Origin of the sequence: Actinomadura oligospora ATCC 43269 (genome assembly GCF_000518265.1) — a bacterium.
Taxonomy (GTDB): domain Bacteria; phylum Actinomycetota; class Actinomycetes; order Streptosporangiales; family Streptosporangiaceae; genus Spirillospora; species Spirillospora oligospora.
On sequence record NZ_KI912412.1, the window covers coordinates 217,713 to 237,860 of the forward strand.

At 73.0% G+C, this 20,148-nt stretch carries 21 protein-coding genes; 12 read left to right on the plus strand and 9 right to left on the minus strand.

What is annotated here, in order from left to right; all coding sequences use genetic code 11:
* Nucleotides 1–5 precede the first annotated feature (5 nt).
* Genes P696_RS0141030 through P696_RS0141040 form a run of 3 tightly spaced genes read right to left on the minus strand, consistent with a single transcriptional unit; the run spans nt 6 to nt 2,739 of the window.
* Nucleotides 6–839: a DUF4097 family beta strand repeat-containing protein gene (locus P696_RS0141030; RefSeq protein WP_026416869.1), complete on the minus strand. Its 834-nt coding sequence runs from the start codon at nt 837–839 to the stop codon at nt 6–8.
* Nucleotides 836–1,486 (minus strand): response regulator, encoded by a 651-nt coding sequence (locus P696_RS0141035; protein ID WP_026416870.1) that lies wholly within the window; start codon nt 1,484–1,486, stop codon nt 836–838. Before P696_RS0141035 ends, P696_RS0141030 begins: the two co-directional genes overlap by 4 nt.
* A complete protein-coding gene (locus P696_RS0141040; protein ID WP_051469058.1) occupies nt 1,474–2,739 on the minus strand; it encodes a sensor histidine kinase in 1,266 nt (421 codons plus the stop codon). The genes P696_RS0141035 and P696_RS0141040 overlap by 13 nt, the downstream gene beginning before the upstream one ends.
* A gap of 170 nt (nt 2,740–2,909) precedes the next feature.
* On the opposite strand from P696_RS0141040, the gene P696_RS51630 reads away from it, so the two are divergent.
* From P696_RS51630 to P696_RS51640, 7 genes are all read left to right on the plus strand, one after another.
* Nucleotides 2,910–3,401 carry a hypothetical protein gene (locus P696_RS51630; RefSeq protein WP_157430235.1) on the plus strand — a complete coding sequence of 164 codons (492 nt, stop codon included), beginning with the start codon at nt 2,910–2,912 and terminating at the stop codon, nt 3,399–3,401.
* A gap of 194 nt (nt 3,402–3,595) precedes the next feature.
* A complete protein-coding gene (locus tag P696_RS0141050; protein ID WP_051469060.1) occupies nt 3,596–4,225 on the plus strand; it encodes a hypothetical protein in 630 nt (209 codons plus the stop codon).
* A gap of 59 nt (nt 4,226–4,284) precedes the next feature.
* Nucleotides 4,285–4,860, plus strand: a complete 576-nt coding sequence (locus P696_RS0141055) for a TetR/AcrR family transcriptional regulator (protein ID WP_026416873.1) — start codon at nt 4,285–4,287, stop codon at nt 4,858–4,860.
* Nucleotides 4,861–4,932: 72 nt separating this feature from the next.
* Nucleotides 4,933–5,688 carry an SDR family NAD(P)-dependent oxidoreductase gene (locus tag P696_RS0141060; protein ID WP_026416874.1) on the plus strand — a complete coding sequence of 252 codons (756 nt, stop codon included), beginning with the start codon at nt 4,933–4,935 and terminating at the stop codon, nt 5,686–5,688.
* Between the two features lie 93 nt (nt 5,689–5,781).
* A complete protein-coding gene (locus tag P696_RS51635) occupies nt 5,782–6,852 on the plus strand; it encodes a sensor histidine kinase (RefSeq protein WP_211246004.1) in 1,071 nt (356 codons plus the stop codon).
* 151 nt (nt 6,853–7,003) lie between these two features.
* A complete protein-coding gene (locus P696_RS0141070) occupies nt 7,004–7,615 on the plus strand; it encodes a response regulator (RefSeq protein WP_051469127.1) in 612 nt (203 codons plus the stop codon).
* Between the two features lie 99 nt (nt 7,616–7,714).
* Nucleotides 7,715–9,139 carry a nitrilase-related carbon-nitrogen hydrolase gene (locus P696_RS51640; RefSeq protein ID WP_051469065.1) on the plus strand — a complete coding sequence of 475 codons (1,425 nt, stop codon included), beginning with the start codon at nt 7,715–7,717 and terminating at the stop codon, nt 9,137–9,139.
* 106 nt (nt 9,140–9,245) lie between these two features.
* Here P696_RS51640 and P696_RS0141080 read toward each other — a convergent pair whose 3' ends face one another.
* The 4 genes from P696_RS0141080 to P696_RS0141095 all read right to left on the minus strand — a co-directional run bounded on the left by P696_RS0141080 (nt 9,246) and on the right by P696_RS0141095 (nt 13,042).
* On the minus strand, nt 9,246–9,851 hold the full coding sequence (locus tag P696_RS0141080; RefSeq protein WP_026416876.1) for a response regulator transcription factor: 606 nt from the start codon (nt 9,849–9,851) through the stop codon (nt 9,246–9,248).
* Entirely contained in the window at nt 9,848–11,020 is a 1,173-nt protein-coding gene (locus tag P696_RS0141085; protein ID WP_245628011.1) for a sensor histidine kinase, read from the minus strand. Before P696_RS0141085 ends, P696_RS0141080 begins: the two co-directional genes overlap by 4 nt.
* A gap of 89 nt (nt 11,021–11,109) precedes the next feature.
* Complete coding sequence (locus P696_RS51645; RefSeq protein WP_051469068.1) at nt 11,110–11,742, minus strand: ATP-binding cassette domain-containing protein; 633 nt, start codon at nt 11,740–11,742, stop codon at nt 11,110–11,112.
* 91 nt (nt 11,743–11,833) lie between these two features.
* Nucleotides 11,834–13,042 (minus strand): lactate 2-monooxygenase, encoded by a 1,209-nt coding sequence (locus P696_RS0141095; RefSeq protein WP_026416878.1) that lies wholly within the window; start codon nt 13,040–13,042, stop codon nt 11,834–11,836.
* Nucleotides 13,043–13,119: 77 nt separating this feature from the next.
* On the opposite strand from P696_RS0141095, the gene P696_RS51650 reads away from it, so the two are divergent.
* The 4 genes from P696_RS51650 to P696_RS0141115 all read left to right on the plus strand — a co-directional run bounded on the left by P696_RS51650 (nt 13,120) and on the right by P696_RS0141115 (nt 17,648).
* A complete protein-coding gene (locus P696_RS51650; protein WP_051469070.1) occupies nt 13,120–15,651 on the plus strand; it encodes a DNA gyrase/topoisomerase IV subunit A in 2,532 nt (843 codons plus the stop codon).
* A gap of 124 nt (nt 15,652–15,775) precedes the next feature.
* Nucleotides 15,776–16,228 (plus strand): SRPBCC family protein, encoded by a 453-nt coding sequence (locus P696_RS0141105; RefSeq protein WP_026416879.1) that lies wholly within the window; start codon nt 15,776–15,778, stop codon nt 16,226–16,228.
* A 41-nt stretch (nt 16,229–16,269) separates the two neighbouring features.
* Nucleotides 16,270–17,028, plus strand: a complete 759-nt coding sequence (locus P696_RS0141110) for an SDR family NAD(P)-dependent oxidoreductase (RefSeq protein ID WP_026416880.1) — start codon at nt 16,270–16,272, stop codon at nt 17,026–17,028.
* 71 nt (nt 17,029–17,099) lie between these two features.
* Complete coding sequence (locus P696_RS0141115) at nt 17,100–17,648, plus strand: dihydrofolate reductase family protein (protein ID WP_026416881.1); 549 nt, start codon at nt 17,100–17,102, stop codon at nt 17,646–17,648.
* Between the two features lie 33 nt (nt 17,649–17,681).
* Here the strand turns inward: P696_RS0141115 and P696_RS0141120 are convergent, their stop codons facing one another.
* The gene (locus P696_RS0141120) at nt 17,682–18,170 is read right to left on the minus strand and encodes a GNAT family N-acetyltransferase (protein ID WP_026416882.1); all 489 of its coding nucleotides are present in this window, start codon (nt 18,168–18,170) and stop codon (nt 17,682–17,684) included.
* Between the two features lie 165 nt (nt 18,171–18,335).
* Between P696_RS0141120 and P696_RS0141125 the strand changes: the two genes are divergently transcribed.
* On the plus strand, nt 18,336–18,641 hold the full coding sequence (locus P696_RS0141125) for a hypothetical protein (protein ID WP_026416883.1): 306 nt from the start codon (nt 18,336–18,338) through the stop codon (nt 18,639–18,641).
* Nucleotides 18,642–18,784: 143 nt separating this feature from the next.
* Here the strand turns inward: P696_RS0141125 and P696_RS0141130 are convergent, their stop codons facing one another.
* Nucleotides 18,785–20,146: a glucose-6-phosphate dehydrogenase gene (locus P696_RS0141130; RefSeq protein ID WP_026416884.1), complete on the minus strand. Its 1,362-nt coding sequence runs from the start codon at nt 20,144–20,146 to the stop codon at nt 18,785–18,787.
* Between the last annotated feature and the right edge of the window lie 2 nt (nt 20,147–20,148).

Sequence of the window (20,148 nt, forward strand, 5' to 3'; positions counted from 1 at the left end):
CGGCGTCAGTAGTGGACGGTGACCGAGCCGGAGCCGGACGACAGGTCCAGCACGTTCAGGACGGAATCGTCGCGAATGCCCTGCGCGACATCGCGCGACCCCGAGTTGGTGTCGCCGGTGATCCGGTAGTGCGACCCGACCGGAACGCCGACCTCGATGGAGCCGGAACCCGTCCTCGCGATGACGCGGGCGGGGGCCTTGGCGAAGGCCAGGTCGATCGCGCCGGACCCGGACCTGGCCTCCACCATGGCGGAGGAGACGCGCTCGCCCTGGATCGAGCCGCTGGAGACCTGCGCGCGCAGGGGGCCGGTCAGGTCGGCGAACTGCAGCGTCCCGGAGTTGTTGTGGACGTCCACGGGGCCCGTCACACCGCGCACGGCGAGGGTGCCGGACGTCATCCGGCCGCGGACGGCGACACCGCTCGGGACGCTCAGCGTCACGTCCGCGTCGCAGAGGTCCAGCGCGACGACGCCGCCGTTCCCGCAGACCACCCTGAGGGTCAGCGTGTCGCCGTCCCACTCGGTCCGGACGCGCGGCTTCGCCATCATCCAGTGCAGGTCCTTGCGGAGCCGGGCCGGTCCGGACGACGTCCCCGCCTGGACGGTGACCGCCGCGGAGGTCGCGTCGATCTCGACCGTCCGCAGGGGACGCGACGGCAGCGCCTCGGAGGTCTCCGAGTCATGCGCCAGCTGCACCCCCGCGATCTCCAGACCGGCCGGGACGGCGACGAACAGCGTGGTGAGCGCGGCCAGCGCGAGCCACGGCCGCCGCCTGCGCGGACGCGCCGGGGGAACCGCTCCGTCCGGCGTCTCGGTCCGGGGGGCGTCGGTGACGGTCATGTGGAGTCTCCGTCCAGGAAGCGCAGGACGGCGAGCACCCGGCGGTGGTCGCCCTCGGCGTGCGGGAGGTCGAGCTTGGCGAAGATGTTGTTGATGTGCTTGGCGATCGCGCTCTCGCTCACGACCAGGGCGGCGGCGATGCCCGAGTTGGAGCGGCCCTCGGCCATCAGCGCGAGCACCTCGCGTTCGCGCGGGGTGAGCCGTTCGAGCGGGTCGCTGTTGCGGCGCAGCAGGAGCTGGGAGACGACCTCGGGGTCCAGGGCGGTGCCGCCCGCGGCGACCCGGCGCAGCGCGTCCAGGAAGCCCGAGACGTCCGCGACGCGGTCCTTCAGCAGGTAGCCGACACCGCTGGTGTTGGTGGCGAGCAGATCCGCCGCGTACCGCTCCTCGACGTACTGCGACAGCAGCAGGACCGACACCTCCGGATGCTCCTTGCGGAGCACGAGCGCGGCGCGGACGCCCTCGTCGGTGAAGCCGGGCGGCATCCGGACGTCCACGATCGCGGCGTCCGGGCGGTGCTCGGCGACGGCGGCGAGCAGGCCGTCCGCCTCGCCGACCGCGGCCGCGACCTCGAAGCCCGAGGTCTCCAGCAGCTTGATCAGCCCGGCCCGCAGCAGGACCGAGTCCTCGGCGATCACAATGCGCACGGCAACTCCACGGTGATGGTGGTGGGGCCCCCTCGGGGGCTGGTGATGCGGAAGGTACCGTCCACCGAGTTCACGCGGCGGGCCAGCCCGCGCAGTCCGGTCCCGGCCTCGAAGGACGCGCCGCCCCGTCCGTCGTCGGTGATGGTCACGCGCAGCACGTCGCCGCGGCGCAGCACCGCGACGTCCACCGAGGTCGCGTTCGCGTGCTTGACCACGTTCGTGAGCGCCTCGGACACCACGAAGTACGCGACGGCCTCGACCGTGGAGGACGCGCGGCGCGCGACGTCCACCTCGAGCCGGACCGGGAGGGGGACGCGCGCCGCGATGCCGGACAGCGCCGCGTCCAGGCCCCGGTCCTCCAGGACGGCGGGATGCAGGCCGCGGATGAAGTTCCGCAGGTCGGTGAGGATCTCCTTGGACTCCTCGTGCGCCTCGACGATCACCTGCAGCGCCTCGGGCGGCAGGTCCTTGAGGGTCTCCCGGGCCAGGCCGAGGTTCATCGCCATCGACACGAGCCGCTGCTGGACGCCGTCGTGCAGGTCGCGCTCGATGCGGCGGCGTTCGAGGTCGGCGGCGTCCACGACCTCGGCGCGCTTCTCGGCCAGGTCCTCGACGCGCTTGCGCAGCTCCTGCGTCACGTCCGGGCCGAGCAGGGACCGGACGGCCGCGACGTCCCATCGCGCGACGCCCGCCGCCAGGAAGGGCGTCGCGACCAGCACGACCACCCCGGCCCCGGTGAGCAGCCCGACGCGGACGGCGTGCCCGACCAGCGACAGCGGGCTGTCCGCGGGCAGGGCCCAGGCGTAGAGGCCCACGGTCGTCAGGGCGACGCCCATGAGCCAGGACGCGACCATCGCGAGGCCGGCGACCGCGATCAGCGGACCGACCACCAGGTGGTAGCGGATCAGCCGCCACAGCTCGCGTGAGCGCAGGTCGCGGAGCACGTCCCACGGGGAGGCGTCCTTGTCGCGCGGCAGCGGGGGGACGTCCACGCCGAGCACCGCCCAACAGCGCTCGCGGTGCGCGGCGGCGAGCGGACGCGCCAGGAGCGCCACGCCGACCACCGGGAGGGCCAGCCAGAGCAGGATGATCGTCACCTCGCTCGCGGCCCACACCAGCCAGGGCAGCGTCACCGCCGCCCACCCGGCGAGCTGGAGGGGCACCCCTGAGGCGACGAAGACGGAATCCCGCCAGGTCGCCCGTGACCACGGCGCGTGGGTGAGGCCACGCCGTGCTGCGGAACTGGACACCATGCCCCAGACCGTAAGGCCGACGGCGTTCCGCCCGCCATGCAGCGGTGTTCCGGGCTCGGGGTGGTGTTAACACCACCCCGGTTCGGATGTCGCCGTTACTGATCTTCGAAGCGCGTTCGACCAGGCTGGACCCAGGTCGAGAAGACCGCCGCTCCAAGGAGGAACCCAGCATGGTCGCCAGCGTCAGCCCGATCGCCCGCCCCCGTGGCCGTCGGACCGCGTTCACCCCGCGACCGGCCTCCCTCCACGCCTTCCCCGCCGCCCGCCCGAGCGCTCTGCGGCGGGTCCGGCTGGGGCACGTGCTGGCGGCGTCCGGGCTGGCGCTGCTTCCGTGGATGGCGTTCCTGGCGTTCCGGATGCCGTCCGAGGCGCACGTGACCAACTGGTCGGCCGCCTGGGTCGGGCTGGACGCGATGCTCGCCCTCGGCCTGGTCGGCACGGGCCTGCTGGCGGTGCGCCGCGATCCCCGGATGGCGCTGCCCGCCGTCGCGACGTCCGCGCTGCTGTTCATGGACGCCTGGTTCGACGTCCTGACGGCCGCGCCGGGGGCCGACCGCGCCTGCGCCACGCTGCTGGCCGCGGGCGTCGAACTCCCGCTCGCGGTCGTGTGCGCCGTGATGGCTTACCGCGCCTTCCCCGGGCCCGCCGCCGACCGCGCCTGACCACCGTCCGGGCGCACTCGGCCAGGGGCGGTTTCAGGGGTCCTACCTGCGGGGAAACGACTCGTTCGCCACATTCGGGCAAGATCGGTGATGACATCCCGTCCGGGCCTCTAGCATGGCGGGAACGCAGGGCCGGTCCCCCGCTCCCGAGGGCTCGGCCCTTTGCCCTGAAGGCACGATCTGAGGTCCGCATCATGAACGACCGCGAAGTGCGCGAGCACTGCCTCCGCCTCCTGCGCGACGGCGCGCCCGAGTCCCCCGCCGCCCCCGGCGCCGCGGTGGACCCGGCGGAGGCCGCCGGCGCCCCGGCGGCCGGGCCCGCCGCCCTCTCCGACGCCGGCGGTGACGCCCTGCTGTCCCACGACATCGACGGCGACATCGCGGTGGTGAGCGTGCTGCGGCACGGAAGCGACGCGTTCCGGGCGGACGAGGTCATGATCGAGGGCCTGACGTTCCAGTTCCGCGGCGGCGAGTGGATGGAGCTCGGCGGCGGCGCCGGCTCGGCCCCGGACCGTCCGCTCGACCGGCGCACCGAGGACGAGCTGGGCGGCCCGCTGCGCGTGTACGCCTCCGGCCGGACGGTCCGCAACGCCGACCGGCTGCTGCCGTGGGGCGCCAAGTGGGTGAACCAGGCGCGGCTGCGGGCCGCCGCCGGTGTCGCGTCGATTCGGATCGGGTCCCGGCTGCTGGGCGTGCCCGAGCACGGGCACGTCGCGATCGTCTGGGGCAGCCGCCGCGCGCCCGTGCTGGAGGCCCTGGACGCCGAGGGCGGCGTCAAGGGCGTGCTGGACCTCGAACACGGGACCGTCCCCGCGCACGCCTGACCGACGCCGGGACCGCTCCAAACTTGACCGATCATTCTCGATACGCGTAGCGTTCAGCCATGGCCCGAACCAAGGAGTTCGATCCCGAAGCCGCGCTGGGCCGCGCCCTGGAGCTGTTCTGGGAGCGCGGGTACGAGGGCACGTCCATGGCCGACCTGGTGGAGCACACCGGGGTGGCGCGGGCCAGCCTCTACTCGACGTTCGGCGGCAAGCGCGAGCTGTACGCGAAGGCGCTCGACCTGTACCAGCGGACCCGTCCGCCGATCGTGGACGAGCTGTCGCGCCCGGGTCCGGTCCTGCCCGCGCTGCGCGCGCTCGTCGAGCGGTACGCGACCGAGTCGTGCGACGCGTCCCTGCTGGGGTGCATGGTGGTGAACGCGGCCGTCGAGCTGGCGGGCCACGACGCCACCACGGCACGCCAGGTCGAGGCGAGCTGGACCGAGCTCGAGACCGCCCTGACCTCGGCGCTCATCCGCGCCCGCGCGCAGGGCGAACTGGCCTTCGGCCGTGATCCGCGCGCCCTGGCCCGGCTCCTGCTGGTGCTGTTCCAGGGCATGCGGGTCCTCGGGCGCGCCCCCGGCGGCGAAGAGCGCCTGCGCGACGCCGCCGACCAGGCCCTGACCCTTCTCGCCTGATCGTCCCCACCCGGTTCCGGGCCTTTTTACGCGCTAATTCAAGACCGATCATTCTCATTAAAGGAGCCCCCCATGCGTTTCAGTGACCGCGTCGTCCTCGTCACCGGCGGCGGATCCGGCCTCGGCCGCGCCACCGCGCTCGCCTTCGCGTCCGAGGGCGCGTCCGTCATGGTCGCCGGACGCACCGGGGAGGCGCTGAAGGAGACCGTCCGCCTGGTCGAGGCGGGCGGCGGGACGGCCGCCTTCACCATCGCGGACGTGACCGGCTCCGCGGACACCGCGCGCATGGTCACCGAGACCGTCGAGCGGTTCGGCGGGCTGCACGTGGCGTTCAACAACGCGGGCGCCTTCGTCCCGCCCGCCCCGGTCGCCGACCTGGACGAGGACGCCTGGACGGCCGGGCTGACGATCAACGCGACCGGCACGTTCCTGTCCATGAAGCACGAGATCGCCCACATGCGCGCGCACGGCGGCGGCGCGATCGTGAACATGGCGGCCAACATCGGTGTCCACGGCCGCCGTCCCGGCCTCGCCGGGTACACGGTCGCGAAGGCCGCCGTCAGCGCGCTGACCAGGGCCGCCGCGCTCGACCACATCGGCGACGGCGTCCGGATCAACGCCGTGAGCCCCGGCGCGTCCGACGGCCCGATGTCCTTCCTCCCCGGCGAGTCCCGCGAGGACCGGCACGCCCGCGTGTCCGGCCTCATCCCCGCCGGACGCATCGGCGGGGCCGACGAGATCGCCGCCGCCGTCCTCTGGCTGGCGTCCGACGAGGCGGGCTTCGTCGTCGGCCACGACATGGTCATCGACGGCGGCGTCACCGCCTAGCCACGACGGGACGCGTGCCCGTCGCGGGGATGACGTGCCGGGTCACTCTCCCGGCGGATGCCGCGCGGGCGCGCGCCCACCGATACTCGTCGGGTGGCGAGACCGGGTGTGAGCCGTGTGGACGGCGTGGTCGCGGCCGTGGTCACGGCGGCGACGGTCGTCCCGGCCCTCCCCCGGGGCTGGCTCGTGGCGCTGCTCGCGCTGGCGGCGTCCGTCCCGGTGCTGTGGCGGCGGCGCGCCCCGCTCATCGTCGGGCTCGTCGTCGGGACGGCGATGACCGGGCTCGTCCTGTGGGAGAAGCCGTTCCTGCCGTACGGGCCGCTCGTCGCGGTCTACACGATCGCCGAGCGGTCCGACGCCCGCACCCGGATCGCCTCGATCCCGCTGATCGGCGTCGGCGTCTACGTGTCCCTCGCGCTCCCGCACGAGGACACCGAGGTGTACCGCTCGCTGGCGGCCCTGTTCGTCGCCGCCTACGCGCTCGGCACCGGGAGCCGCGCCCGCCGCGCGCGGGCCGCCGAACTCGCCGAGCGCGAGCGCCGCCTGGCCGGTGAGCGCGCGGCGGCGGCCGACCGCGAACGCGCCCGCATCGCCCGCGACATGCACGACATCGTCACCCATTCGGTCGGGCTCATGGTCGTCCAGGCGGAGACGGGCCCGGTCGTCCTCGCGGCCTCCCCCGACCGCGCCGGGGCGGTCTTCGACACGATCGCCGACACCGGGAGGGAGGCCCTGACCCAGCTCAGATCCGTGCTCGGCACGCTGCGGGCGGACGGGCGTCCGGGCCCGGCGCCCGGCCTGGACACCCTGCCCGACCTGCTCGAACACGCGCGCCGCACCGGTCTGGACGTGATCCTCGACGCTCCCGATCCGCTCCCGGACGTCCCGCCCGCCGTCGCCGTCGCGGCCTACCGGATCGTCCAGGAGGCCCTGACGAACACCCTTCGCCACGCGGACGCGACACGCGTGGAGGTCCGCCTCCGCGTGATCGCTTCGGCCCTGGAGGTGGAGGTCGGGGACGACGGCCGTGGCGCGGCCACGACGGACGGCGGGGGCCACGGCCTGATCGGCATGCGCGAGCGGGCCGCCGCCTGCGGAGGAACCCTCCGCGTCACGCCGGACGGCCCGGGATTCGCGGTCGCGGCCGTCCTTCCGGTCGGATGACCCCATGCCCTCCGACTCCGCGCCGCACGGGGCCTCCGGCCCGGCCGACGCCGCACCGCGTGCCCAGACCGCGTCCGCCTCCGGTCCGGCGGACGCCGGGCTTCGCGTGCTCGTGGCGGACGACCAGGACCTGTTCCGGGCCGCGTTCGCGATGATCCTCGACGCGCAGCCGGACATCAACGTGGTCGGTGAGGCGGCCGACGGCGCCGAAGCCGTCGCGCGGGCCGCCGAACTGCGTCCGGACGTCGTGGTGATGGACGTCCGGATGCCCGTCCTGGACGGTGTGGCCGCGACCCGCCGGATCCGCGCCGAACTGCCGGACGTCCACGTCCTGGTCCTGACGATGTTCGATCTCGACGAGTACGTGTACGAGGCGCTCCGCGCCGGGGCGGGCGGGTTCCTCCTGAAGGACATCCGGCGGGACGAGCTGGCGGACGCCGTGCGCGTGGTGGCCAGGGGTGACGCGCTCCTCGCCCCCACGGTCACGCGCCGCCTCGTCGAGGACCTCGTCCGCCGCCCCGGGCACGGCGTCGCGCCCGTCCTCGCCGCCCGCCTGGACGGCCTGACCGGACGCGAGGCCGAGACGCTCCGCCTGGTCGCCCGCGGACTGTCCAACGCCGAGATCGCCGAGGCCCTCGTGGTCAGCGAGTACACCGTGAAGACCCACGTCAGCCGCATCCTGACCAAGCTCGGCCTGCGCGACCGCGTCCAGGCGGTGGTGTTCGCCTACGAGTCCGGCCTCGCCGTCCCCGGCGACTCCTGAGGCCGTCGCCTAGCCGAAAGGGTCGTCCGGGCGGAGTACGCGCGAGATCGAGCGTGCGCCCGACGCGCACGGACGGCCGTCCAGCCGACGATCTGCGGCATGAGAATCGCACTGGTCGTGTTGTCGGGCGTGCTGTTCGCCTTCGGCACGGGGCTTCATCCCGTCTTCGTCCTGACGTGGCTCGCGCCGCTGCCCCTGCTGTGGGCGGTGGCGCGGATGGGCGGGCGCGCGGCGTTCGCGGCCTCCGCCCTCGCCTGGATCGCCGGGCAGGCGCGGATGACGCCGTACTTCAGCGGCACGCTGGAGATGCCGATCCCGGTGGTCGCCGCACTCCTTGTGGGCCCCGCGCTGGTGTTCGGCGGGCTCGCGGTCGTCTACCGGCGGCTGGTCCTGGCCGATCGCCCGCTGCGGGCGGCGGCGGTGTTCGCGGCCGGGTGGACGACGCTGGAGTACGTCCTGTCGCTGGCCCTGCCCCACGGCGCCTGGTGGAGCATCGCCTACACGCAGTCGGACGCGCTGCCGGTCGTCCAGCTGGCGTCGGTGACCGGGGTCTGGGGCGTGACGTTCCTGCTGATGGGCGTCCCGGCCGCCGCCGCGACGATGCGTCCGCGGGCGGCGGGCGCGGCCGGGACGCTCCTCGCGGTCGTCCTCGGTTTCGGGACGATCCGGACGGCGACCGCGACGGAACCGCGCGGCGAGTCGATCGCGCTGCTCGCGACCGAGCATCCGAACGACGAGATCGACGTGGCCTCCCCCGCAGGTCGGGCACTGCTCGCCGGGTACGTCGCCCAGGCCAGGACGATCACGGCCGCCGCGATCGTCCTGCCCGAGAAGAACTTCGTCGCCGACGACCGGACGCTGCCGCTGCTGTCCCGCCCGCTGGCACGCCTCGCCGGCGAGCGGCGCACGGTCATCGTCGCCGGAGTGACCCGCAGGACGGCCGGGACGGTCCGGAACTCCGCGCTCGTCTTCCCGGCGGACGGCGGACGTCCCGCCGAGTACGTCAAGCACCACCTGATCCCCGGCCTGGAGTCGGACTTCACGCCCGGGACCACGCGTGTGACCGTCCCCGGACGTCCTCGCTGGGGCGTCCTCATCTGCAAGGACCTGGACTTCCCCGGCCTCGTCCGGGGCTACCGGTCGGACGGCGCGGCGGCGCTGCTCGCACCCGCCTGGGACTTCCACTCCGACGCCTGGCTGCACGGCCGCATGGCACTGGTGCGCGGCGTGGAGAGCGGCCTCGGCATCGCCCGGACCGGCCGCGCCGGAGACCTGATGATCAGCGACGCGTACGGGCGCGTCCAGGCCGCCCGCTCGACCGGGCGGCCCGGTTTCGTCACGGTCTCGGCCCGGGTCCCGACCACCCCCGTCACCACGCTGTACGCGCGCTTCGGCGACTGGTTCGCCTGGTCATGCGCGCTGTTCCTGACCGTCGTGGCCGCCTCGGCACTGGTCGCCCGGCGGAAGGAACGCCCCGGATCGGCCCTTCCGGACCCCGCTGGGAGAATCGGACCACCGCTCTGACCCCCGACCGGAGGCCCCGATGCTCCCCCGTCACCGGCGCGGTCGGCGGCCTCTCCGCGCTGCTCGCCCTCTTCAGGGCGTCATGCTCGGCTGACGGTGAAGGCGGTCAGAGCCAGCCCCGGTCGCGGGCGATCTGGGCGGCGGCGTGCCGGTTGTCGGTGCCGAGCTTGGTGACGGCCGCGGAGAGGTAGTTCCGGACGGTCCCCTCGGACAGGCCGAGCGTGCGGGCGATGCGCGAGACCGGCTCACCCCCGGCGGCGGCGCGGAGGGCGTCGAGCTCGCGCGGGGTGAGCGGGCACTCCTCGGCGGCGAGCGCGTCGGCGGCGAGCTGCGGGTCGATGTACCGGGCGCCCCCGGCGACCTGCCGGACGACCTCGGCGAGCCGCGCGCCCGGCGCGTCCTTGCCGAGGAATCCGCGCACCCCGGCGGCCATCGCGCGGCGCAGGTTGCCGGGACGGCCGTGCGCGGTGACGATCACCAGGCGGCAGGACGGCAGGTCGCGGGCCAGCCGCTCCGCCGCGTCCAGGCCGGACATCCCGGGCATGTCGATGTCGAGGACGGCCACGTCCGGCTTCAGGGCGACGGCCCGCGCGACCGCGTCGTCGCCGCGTCCGACGTCCGCGACGACCTCGATCCCGTCCTCGGCCGACAGGAGCAGGACGAGCGCCTCGCGGATGAGGAGGTGGTCGTCCGCCAGCAGCACCCGGATCATGATCCTCCCGTCGGAAGGGCCGCGACCAGCCGGAACGTCCCGTCCCCGGTGGTCGCGGCGGTGAACTCCCCGCCCGCGGCGGCGAGCCGCTCCGCCAGCCCGGCCAGCCCGCTCCCGGCCGCCCCGTCCGTGGTGGTCCCGGCCGCGAGCGCGCCGCCGCCGGAGATCCCGGCGCGCCGCGAGGCCCCGTCGTTGACGATCTCCAGCCGCACCCGCGTGCCGTCCGTCGCGTCCACCTCGATGCGGCACCATGTGGCGGACGAGTGGCGAAGGATGTTCGTGGCCGCCTCACGGACGACCCAGCCCAGCGGTTCGTGCACGTCAGCGGGCAGTTCGACGGGCACCTCGGGACGGTCGCAGGCGATCCCGGCCGCGCGGAGCACGGCGGACATGCCGTCCAGCTCCGTCCGAAGCGAGGTGGCCCGGTACCCCCGGACGACCTCCCGGACGTCCCGGACCGCGTCCCGCGCCATCGTCTGGATCTCGGCCAGCTCCTTGCGCACCCGCGCGGGGTCGCGGTCGGCGAACCGTTCGGCGACCTCGGCCCTCAGCGCGACGGCCTGAAGGCTGTGCCCGAGCACGTCGTGCAGGTCGCGCGCGAAGCGCAGCCGCTCCTCGCCCACCGCCGACCGGGCCAGCTCGGCCCGCGCCTCCCGGAGCTCCTGGACGACGTGGAACAGCCAGACCGTGATGAACCCGGAGAACGTGACCATGGGGAACGCCACGAGCTGGTACAGGACGGCGAGGGGCCGCATCCCGAGCACGAGCCCGTAGCCCGCCCCCACGACCGTCCCGGCCGCCGCGACGACCGCCGCCCGCCGCGCCGGCAGCACGACCGCGATCAGCCCGGCCGGGACGAGCAGCGCGTTCCCCCATCCGGTGCCGACGCCGAGGAACGCGGGCAACGCCCAGCTCACGGCCGTGATCACGGCAAGCCCGAGCCGATGGACGGGCCCGGTGCGGCGGACGAGGTTCAGCCACAGAAGCCATCCGTAGAGCCCGCACACACCCGCCACGGCGGCGAGCGCCGGGACGAACCGCACGAGATCGCGGCGCCCGAACGCCTCGTCCAGCAGCGCCGGGAGCAGCAGACCCGCGAGCGACACCGAGGTCAGCGCCACGATGATCGCGGCGATGACCGGCGCACGAGGGATCCGCGGCTGCACCACGCGCTCAGCGTACGGTCCCCCACCCCGTGCCGCCGCCCCCTCACCCCGGCGGCCGCCCCAGGCCGCCGCCCATCGCACCCGCCTCCCCCTCAGGCCGCGTGCACTGCGGGAACGGTGATTCCGAGAAACGGGAGGTCGCCGTCCAGGACGGTCACATGGTCGGCCCGGCAGGCTTCGCCGATGTCGCGCGTGGTGAACAGGATGGTGGTCCCGTCACCGGCGAGCGACCGCAGAACCCCCCGGACCCGGGACGCGGCCGACGCCTCCAACCCCGCGAACGGCTCGTCCAGCAGCAGGATGTCGGAACGTCCGACCAGGGCCAACGCCAGGTCCAGGAGGCGGCGTTCAGCGGCGTCCAGGCGCTCGAACGTGACCGAGGCGAGCCCGGCGAGCCCGGTCAGGCGGAGCGCCTGCGCGCGCGTGAGCGGATCGAGGGTCCAGCGACGCCAGGCGTCCACGACTTCCGCGACCGTCAGGCCGGGGAACAGCCCGCCCTCGCGCCAGACGACCCCCGGCCCACCTCCGCTGACACGCACCGATCCCGAGACGGCCCGCCGCTGCCCGGCGACGGTCTCCAGCAGGGTCGTCTTGCCCGTCCCGTGGCCCCCGAGGACCGCGTGCACCTCGCCCCGCCCCACACTCAGCGAGACCGGACCCCACCGCCCGCCGTCCCGACCGGCCACGACCCGCAGATCTCGAATCTCGATCACCGACGTCCCCATACCGTCCATGCTGCGCGCCTCGACACCCCTCGGGCAGTCACGGCCGTCAGCAAGGACCGGTGAGGTTCTCACCGGTCACCCATGACAAATGTCAGGCGCGCACGAGGAGGTCCAGCGAGAGCTCGGAGACCGTCCGATGCCCCGACAACGCCAGGGTCAGCTCCAGTTCGGCCAGGACGCACCGCACCACGTGCCGCACTCCGGCCTCGCCGTCCAGCGCGAGCCCGAACGCGTAGGGACGTCCCAGCAGAACCGCCTCGGCTCCCAGCGCCAGAGCCTTCGCCACGTCCGCGCCCGTCCGGACCCCGCTGTCGAACAGGACGCTGATCTGCCCGCCCACCGCGTCCGCGACCGCGGGCAGCGCGTCGAGCGAGGCGACGGCGCCGTCCACCTGACGCCCGCCGTGGTTGGAGACGATCACGCCGTCCGTCCCGGTGTCCACGGCACGCCGCGCGTCGTCCGGATGCTGGATGCCCTTGAGCGCGATCGGCCCGTCCCAGTGCTCACGCAGGAACGCCAGATCGTCCCAGGTCAGAGACGGGTTCCCGAACTGGCCGACCCAGTGCAGCAGCGCCGCCTGCCGGTTCTCGCCGGTGACCGGCCCGCCCACGGCCCGCTGGAAGACCGGGTCGCTGAAGTAGTTCGCCACCCCGATCCCCCGCAGGAACGGCAGGTACGCCCGGTCCAGGTCGCGGGGCCGCCACGCCAGCGTGAACGTGTCGACCGTGACCACGAGCGCGGTGTACCCGGCGGCCTTGGCGCGCTCCAGGAAGCTGACCGCGAGATCCCGGTCCTTGGGCCAGTACAACTGGTACCACCGCGCCCCGCCGCCACCGGCTTCCGCGCCACCGCCTTCCGCGTCGTCGGCCGCGGCGTCGTTGGCCGCCGCGACGTCCTCCATCGCGCAGGACGCGGCCGTGCTCAGGATCATCGTCAGCCCGGTCGCGGCCGCGGCCCGCGCGGTCGCCAGCTCGCCGTCCGGGTGCAGGATCGACTGGACGCCGATGGGCGCGAGCAGCACCGGCGCGGGCATCGGCGTGCCGAGGACGGTCACCGACAGGTCGCGTTCGGCCACGTCACGCAGCATCCGCGGGACGATCCGCCAGCGGTCGAAGGCGTCGCGGTTGGCCCGCGCCGTCGCCTCGCTCCCCGCCGAGCCCGCCAGGTATCCGAACGAGGTGTCGGACAGTTTCGCCTGCGCCAGCCCCTCCAGCCTCGTGAGGTCCGCGGGCAGGCCGGGCAGCACGTCAGCCAGGCCGTTCAGGTAGATCTCGTTCTGGAAGTCGGCGAGCTGACTCAAGCGGAAACCTCCTCGATCCGGCGCGTCCTGACGCGTCGCGGGCGAATCTGTCCCTGGGACCGTCCACAATGTTTCACATGGCACGTCGTGGATCCCAAGCCCCTCCCCCGCCGCCCGACTTCGAGGAGAACATCGTCGACGTCGACGTCTCCGAGGAGATGCGCGGCTCGTACCTGGAGTACGCCTACTCGGTGATCTACCAGCGGGCGCTTCCGGACGCGCGCGACGGGCTCAAGCCCGTGCAGCGCCGCATCCTGTACTCGATGAACGAGATGGGCCTGCGCCCGGACCGCGGGCACGTCAAGTGCGCCCGCGTCGTCGGCGAGGTCATGGGCAAGCTGCACCCGCACGGCGACAGCGCGATCTACGACGCGATGGTCCGCCTGGCGCAGCCGTGGGCGATGCGCATCCCGCTGGTGGACGGGCACGGCAACTTCGGCTCGCTCGGCGGCGACGACATGCCCGCGGCCATGCGGTACACCGAGGCGCGGCTGTCGAAGGCCGCCATGGCGATGGTCTCCTCCATCGACGAGGACACCGTCGACTTCAAGCCGAACTACGACGGCCAGGAGACCGAGCCCGAGGTGCTGCCCTCGGCGTTCCCGAACCTGCTGGTCAACGGCGCGGCCGGGATCGCGGTCGGGATGGCCACCAACATGGCCCCGCACAACCTCGGCGAGGTCGTCGCGGCGGCCCGGCACCTGCTCGCCCACCCGGACGCCACGCTCGACGACCTGATGCGGTTCGTCCCCGGCCCCGACCTGCCGACCGGCGGGCGCATCATCGACCTGTCCGGCATCCGCGACGCCTACGCGAAGGGGCGCGGCACGTTCAAGACCCGCGCCACCGTCCAGATCGAGAGCGTCACGGCCCGGCGCAAGGGCATCGTCGTCACCGAGCTGCCGTACTCGGTCGGCCCGGAGCGGGTCAAGGCGAAGATCAAGGAGCTCGTCCAGGCGAAGAAGCTCAACGGCGTCGCCGACCTGAAGGACCTCACCGACCGCAACGTCGGGCTCCGCCTGGTCATCGAGATCAAGAACGGGTTCAACCCCGAGGCCGTGCTCGCCGACCTCTACCGGCTGACGCCGATGGAGGAGACCTTCGGCATCAACAACGTCTGCCTGGTCGACGGCCAGCCCCGCACGCTCGGGCTGCGCGAGCTGCTCCAGGTGTACGTCGACCACCGCATCGAGGTCGTCCGGCGCCGGTCGCAGTTCCGCCGCAAGAAGCGCGAGGACCGCCTCCACCTGGTGGACGGCCTGATGGTCGCCCTGCTGAACATCGACGAGGTCATCCAGGTCATCCGCCAGTCGGACGACTCGTCGCAGGCCAGGCAGCGGCTGATGCAGATCTTCGAGCTGTCGGAGATCCAGGCCCAGTACATCCTCGACACCCCGCTGCGCCGCCTCACCCGCTACGACCGGCTCGAGCTGGAGAAGGAGAAGGAGCAGCTCACGAAGGAGATCGCGGCGCTGACCGCGATCCTGGAGTCGGAGCGGAAGCTGCGCCAGCTCGTCTCGAAGGAGCTGGGCGAGGTCGCCGCCGAGTACGCCACGCCGCGCCGCACCGTCCTGCTGGAGTCGTCCGGCGCGGTCGAGGCCGCCGCGGTCCCGCTGGAGATCGCCGACGACCCCGTCCTCGTGCTGATGTCGTCCACCGGGCTGCTCGCGCGCACCTCCACGGCCGACCCGCTGCCCACCGGCGGCGCCCGGTCCCCGCACGACGTGCTGCTCTCGGTGGTCCGGACGACCGCGCGCAGCGAGATCGGCGCGGTCACCTCCGCCGGACGCCTCATCAAGGTCGACGTGCTCGACCTGCCGACGCTGCCGCCGACGTCCGCGCCGCCGTCCCTGGCGGGTGGCGCGCCGATCACCGAGTACGTCGACCTCGAACCGGACGAGACGGTCGTCGGCCTCGCCGCGCTGGACGACTCGGGCGGCGGCCTCGCGCTCGGCACCGAGCAGGGCGTGGTCAAGCGCGTCGTGCCCGACTTCCCGGCCAACCGCGACGAGTTCGAGGTCATCGGCCTGAAGGACGGCGACCGCGTGGTCGGCGCCGTCCAGCTCCTGTCCGAAGACCAGCACCTGGTGTTCATGACGAACGACGCGCAGCTGCTGCACTTCGGCGCCTCGCTGGTCCGGCCGCAGGGCCGTCCGGCGGGCGGCATGGCGGGCATCAAGCTCGGCCCCGACGCGAAGGTCATCTGGTTCGGCGCGTTCTCGCCCGACTGGGAGGCGATGGTCGTGACGGTGTCCGGGTCGTCCACGGCGCTGCCCGGCACCCAGAACGGCGCGATCAAGATCGCCGATTTCGCCGACTTCCCGTCCAAGGGCCGCGCGACCGGCGGCGTCCGGTCGCACCGGTTCCTGAAGGGCGAGGACACCCTGATCCAGGCGTGGGCGGGCGTGGCCCCGCTGCGCGCGTGCGCCGAGAACGGCAGGCCGATCACGATCGACGAGGAGATCGGCCGCCGCGACGGCTCGGGCACCCCGCTGTCCGCTCCGATCACCGCGTTCGGCGGCCCGCTCGGCCCGCTGCCGGACGAGCCGTCCGAGGCCGCCGCCGCGGCCGCGGAACTGGCGGGCGAGCAGGGCGGCGAGGTCGACTGACCCGCGTTCCCGACGCCGTCTGATCCTGTCGGCCGGGCGTCCCCGCTGGGGGCGCCCGGCCGAGGCTTTTCGTGCGACAGGCCGATTTGTTAGCTTGTTCCGTCTCCCACCTGCTGGAGGAGAAGTGACCGGAACCCGCGTCCGCCTCACCGGGTCCATCGACGTCCCGCTGCCGCCCGCCGAGGCGTTTCCGCTGTTCACGCCGCATGGCGAGCGCGCCTGGGTGGACGGCTGGGACCCGGTCTTCCCGGACGGCGCGTCCGGCGACGACACCGAACCGGGCGTCGTCTTCGAAACGTCCGCGCACGGCCATCGGACGACATGGGTCGTGGTCGAACGTCACGTCCCGTCGTCCATCTCCTATGTCCGCACGACTCCGGGCGACCGCGCCGGAACCGTCACCGTCGAGGTGTCCGAGGCGGACGGAGGCAGCCGCGTCCAGGTGACGTACGACCTCACCGCCCTGCGCCCGGAGGCCGTCGCCGCCCTCGAGGACTTCGCCGCCGAGTACCCGTCCTTCCTGCGCTCGTGGCAGACCGCCATCGAGGCCATGCTGTCGGATGAAGCCCTGCGCTAAATCGATTGGCCTCCGCGTCCGGATGGCGTGAACTCGTCCGCATGAAGCCCGAAACCTCCGTAGCGATCGTGACCGGCGCGGCCCGCGGCATCGGAGCCGCGGTGGCCCGCCGCCTCGCCCAGGACGGCCTGGCGGTGGCGGTCGTCGACCTGGACGAAGCCGACTGCGCCGACACCGTCGAGAGCATCTCCCGCGAGGGCGGGAAGGCCGTGGCGATCGCGGCCGACATCGCCTCCGAAGAGCAGGTCACCGAGGCCGTCGCCCGGACGAACGCCGAACTGGGACCACCGGCGGTCCTGGTCAACAACGCCGGGGTGGGCCCGCGCGCCGACCTCGTGGACATGACGACCGAGCAGTGGGACACCGTCCTCGGCGTCAACCTGCGCGGCCCGTTCCTGGTCACCCGCGCGGCCGTCCCGCACATGATCGAGGCGGGATGGGGCCGCGTCGTCACCATGTCGAGCATCTCGGCGACCGGCGACGCCGCCCGCGTCGACTACGGCAGCGCGAAGGCCGGGCTGATCGGCTTCACCAAGTCCCTGGCCCTCCAGCTCGGCCGCCACGGCATCACCGCCAACGCCATCGCCCCCGGCTTCGTCGTCAGTGACATGACCCGGACCTCCGCCCGCCGCCTCGGCCTGGAGTTCGAGGAGTTCGCGCGCCAGGCGGCCGAGTCCGTCCCGGTGGGACGCGTCGGCCGGCCGGAGGACATCGCCCACACCGCGTCCTACCTGGTCAGCCCCCACGCGGGCTTCGTCTCGGGCCAGGTCGTCTACGTGGCGGGCGGCCCGGTCGACTGATCCCGCCCCGCAGAACGCCAGGCTCGGTCATTCATGGTTAGGCCGCCCTGTGATTGTGGTACTCCTACGTAATGCGGCCACTTCGGTATTCCATCAACGTCACGTTGGACGGTTGTTGCGACCATCGTGCGGCCATCGCGGACGAAGAGTTGCATCGCCACGCGACCGAGACGCTCGCCCAGGCCGACGCGCTCCTCTTCGGCCGGGTGATTTACCAGATGATGGAAGAGGCGTGGCGTCCACGCGCGGAGGCCGCGACCATGCCCGCCTGGACGGAACCCTTCGCCCAAACCATCGACGCCGCGAAGAAATACGTCGTGTCGAGCACTCTGGACGAGGTCGACTGGAACGCGGAACTCCTGCGGGGGGACCTGGGCGAGGCCGTTCAGCGGCTCAAGGAGGAGCCGGGGAACGGCCTGCTCACCGGGGGCGTGAAGCTCCCGATGGCGCTGGCCGAGCTGGGGCTGATCGACGAGTACGAGTTCGTCGTGCATCCCCGGGTGGTGGGCCACGGGCCGACGCTGTTCGCCGGGCTGACGAAACCCCTCGACCTGAAGCTCGTGAGCCGCCTCAAGTACGACTCGGGAGCGGTGGCGATGCGATACGAGCCGAGAAGGTAGCGGAAAGGCCGGGCGTTTCCGCTCCCAGACCGATCACGAACGGTCGCGTTGCTCCTTTTTGAACGTGCGGAAGCCGCGGCGATGGTAATTCGGGAGCGCGTGCGGATGGTCCAGGGTCGAGGTGTGCAACCAGACCCGGGAAACCTCCGGAACGACTTCCCAGCCTTGGCGGATCCCGAGCGTCAACGCGTATCCGCCGATGCCCTTGCCGACGAATTCCGGTAGCAGGCCGAACGCCGCGATCTCCACGTCGCCGCCGGAGTGGAGGTCGTAGGAGACGATCCCCGCGGGCTCGCCGCCGAGGGCCAGAAGAAAGAACCTCCGGGCCGCATACCCCTCCTTCCATTCCTGCCGGGTACGTGTCGCGCTCCTCCAGCCGTAAGGGGCGCCGATCCTGGCGTGCAGGTCGACCAGCAGCGGCGACTCCCCGTCCAGCTCCTCCAGGACCAGGCCGGGAACAGGGGCCGCCGGATCGAGCTGGTCTCGGGACGTCATCTCGACGTACGTCACGATCTCCTTCATCCGCAGAAGACTAGGCGGCCACCTCCGCCAGGGCCCCTGGAAGCCCTGCGTCCAGGGGGATCTAGCCCCGGTGACGGGAGGGACGCGAAGGATCCAGGGGCGCTATGCCGGGCAACTCCGACATGCTAACTTTGAGTAGCCATCACAACACAAGGAGTGATACGCATGGCACGTCGTTCCATCGCCCTGCTCGGCGCCGTCTCGGCCGCGGCCTTCACCGCGATCACCGTCGCCCAGCCGGCCCAGGCCGCCGACACACGCCACGGCAGAGTCATCTACTGCGAGCACGTGTACAGGTCGGGCTACGACGACCTGATCGGGCGGGAGTGCGCCACCTGGCACTGGGGCCCGCTCCACCACTTCGTCCTCGTCCGCGCCGGAACGTACGTGAGGTACTTCTGCGAGCGCGGCTGGGCCGAGGGCTCGCTGTGGGTCCGCGGCCACGACTGCCGGCGGATCTGGTGGTACTGACGGCCTTCTCGCAGTCTGAAAGCCGAGGTCACAGCCCGAACTGACGGGCTCGTCGCCGCGACGGCACCCCGCCGGCGCGGCGACGTCCATGCGCGCCGCCCGAGTCCATCCCCAGACAACCGCACGACGAGCGGGGACGCGGTTCACTCGTCGGCGATGCGGTGCCAGCCGGACGGCCCGGGAAGCGCCTCGGCCGGTCCCGGCCCCCAGGTCCCGGGGATGTAGTGGAGCGGGGCCTCCTCCACGTCGAGGATCTTCGAGACGATCCGCCACGACTCCTCGATGAACGGGAACGACGCGAAGGCCGCCGCGTCCCCGACGATCGCCGCCTCCAGGACGTACTCGTACGGCGGTTCGGCGATCCCCACGGGCGGCACGTGGACCGGCACGGCTGCGGCCTGCACCGGCTGCCCCTCGGCCCGGTTCAGGGAGAGGTCCAGCGCGAGGCCGTGCCGCTTGTGCAGGTGAAGCCGGATCAGGTTGGGTTCCGGATGCCCGTACAGGGACACCGGCGGATCACGCAGCTGGACGATCGCCTCGGCCGCCGTCACCGGCAGGCACTTTCCGGCGCGGACGTGGATCGGGACGCCCTTCCAGCGCCAGTTGTCGATCCAGAGGCCCGCGGCGACGAAGGTCTCGGTCGTCGAGTCGGGATGGACACCGGGAACGTGCAGGTAGCCGTCATACTGCCCGCGCACCGCGTCGGACGGCTCGATCGTGCGGACGGCCCGCAGCAGCTCCCACTTCGCGACGTTCTCGGACAGCGCGTCCCGGCAGGACGGCGGGTCCATGGTGAGCAGCGCGAGGATCTGCAGCAGGTGGTTCTGCACCACGTCACGGACCGCGCCCGTCGGGTCGTAGAACGCGCCCCGGTCGGCGACGTCGAGGTCCTCGGCCATCGTGAGCTGGATCGACGCCACGTGGTCGCGGTTCATCACCGTTTCGAGAACCGGGTTCGCGAACCGCGCGACGGGCACGCCCCGGACGGCCTCGGACCCGAGGTAGTGGTCGACGCGGTACAGGTTCTCGTCGCCGAACGTGCGGTGCAGGTCGTCGTCCAGCGCACGAGCCGACGCCTGGTCGTGGCCGTACGGCTTCTCGACGACGAGCCGGGCGTCGCGGTTGAGCCCGGCCTTGGCGAGCTGCTCGGCGATGATCATGAACTGCGTCGGCGGGGTCGCCATGTAGTGCGTGACGAACGGCGCGTCCGCGACGGCGTCGCAGATGCGGCGGAAGGTCTCCGGGTCGGTGAGGTCGCCGTCCACGACCCGCAGCCGGGACGCGAACCGCGCGAAGGCCGACTCGTCCAGATCGTCCCCGATCGCGGCGCGGGCGTGGGCGCGCAGGTCCTCGTCCGTCCAGGACCGGCGCGTCACCCCGATCACCGGGACGTGCAGCCGCCCGCGCTCGGCCAGCCGGTACAGCGCGGGCAGCAACGACCTTCGCGCCAGATCCCCCGTGATCCCGTAGACCACCAGCACCGACGCGACCGGCCCCCGGCTCACGA

Coding starts and splice junctions, on each gene's coding strand:
- P696_RS0141080 (WP_026416876.1), bottom strand. CDS start 9,851: ATGATCCGGGTGCTGCTGGCGGACGACCACCTCCTCATCCGCGAGGCG.
- P696_RS51645 (WP_051469068.1), bottom strand. CDS start 11,742: ATGGGGACGTCGGTGATCGAGATTCGAGATCTGCGGGTCGTGGCCGGT.
- P696_RS0141050 (WP_051469060.1), top strand. CDS start 3,596: ATGAACGACCGCGAAGTGCGCGAGCACTGCCTCCGCCTCCTGCGCGAC.
- P696_RS0141110 (WP_026416880.1), top strand. CDS start 16,270: ATGAAGCCCGAAACCTCCGTAGCGATCGTGACCGGCGCGGCCCGCGGC.
- P696_RS0141070 (WP_051469127.1), top strand. CDS start 7,004: ATGATCCTCGACGCGCAGCCGGACATCAACGTGGTCGGTGAGGCGGCC.
- P696_RS0141125 (WP_026416883.1), top strand. CDS start 18,336: ATGGCACGTCGTTCCATCGCCCTGCTCGGCGCCGTCTCGGCCGCGGCC.
- P696_RS51640 (WP_051469065.1), top strand. CDS start 7,715: ATGAGAATCGCACTGGTCGTGTTGTCGGGCGTGCTGTTCGCCTTCGGC.
- P696_RS51650 (WP_051469070.1), top strand. CDS start 13,120: ATGGCACGTCGTGGATCCCAAGCCCCTCCCCCGCCGCCCGACTTCGAG.
- P696_RS0141030 (WP_026416869.1), bottom strand. CDS start 839: ATGACCGTCACCGACGCCCCCCGGACCGAGACGCCGGACGGAGCGGTT.
- P696_RS0141055 (WP_026416873.1), top strand. CDS start 4,285: ATGGCCCGAACCAAGGAGTTCGATCCCGAAGCCGCGCTGGGCCGCGCC.
- P696_RS0141115 (WP_026416881.1), top strand. CDS start 17,100: ATGCGGCCACTTCGGTATTCCATCAACGTCACGTTGGACGGTTGTTGC.
- P696_RS0141040 (WP_051469058.1), bottom strand. CDS start 2,739: ATGGTGTCCAGTTCCGCAGCACGGCGTGGCCTCACCCACGCGCCGTGG.
- P696_RS0141060 (WP_026416874.1), top strand. CDS start 4,933: ATGCGTTTCAGTGACCGCGTCGTCCTCGTCACCGGCGGCGGATCCGGC.
- P696_RS0141120 (WP_026416882.1), bottom strand. CDS start 18,170: ATGAAGGAGATCGTGACGTACGTCGAGATGACGTCCCGAGACCAGCTC.
- P696_RS51630 (WP_157430235.1), top strand. CDS start 2,910: ATGGTCGCCAGCGTCAGCCCGATCGCCCGCCCCCGTGGCCGTCGGACC.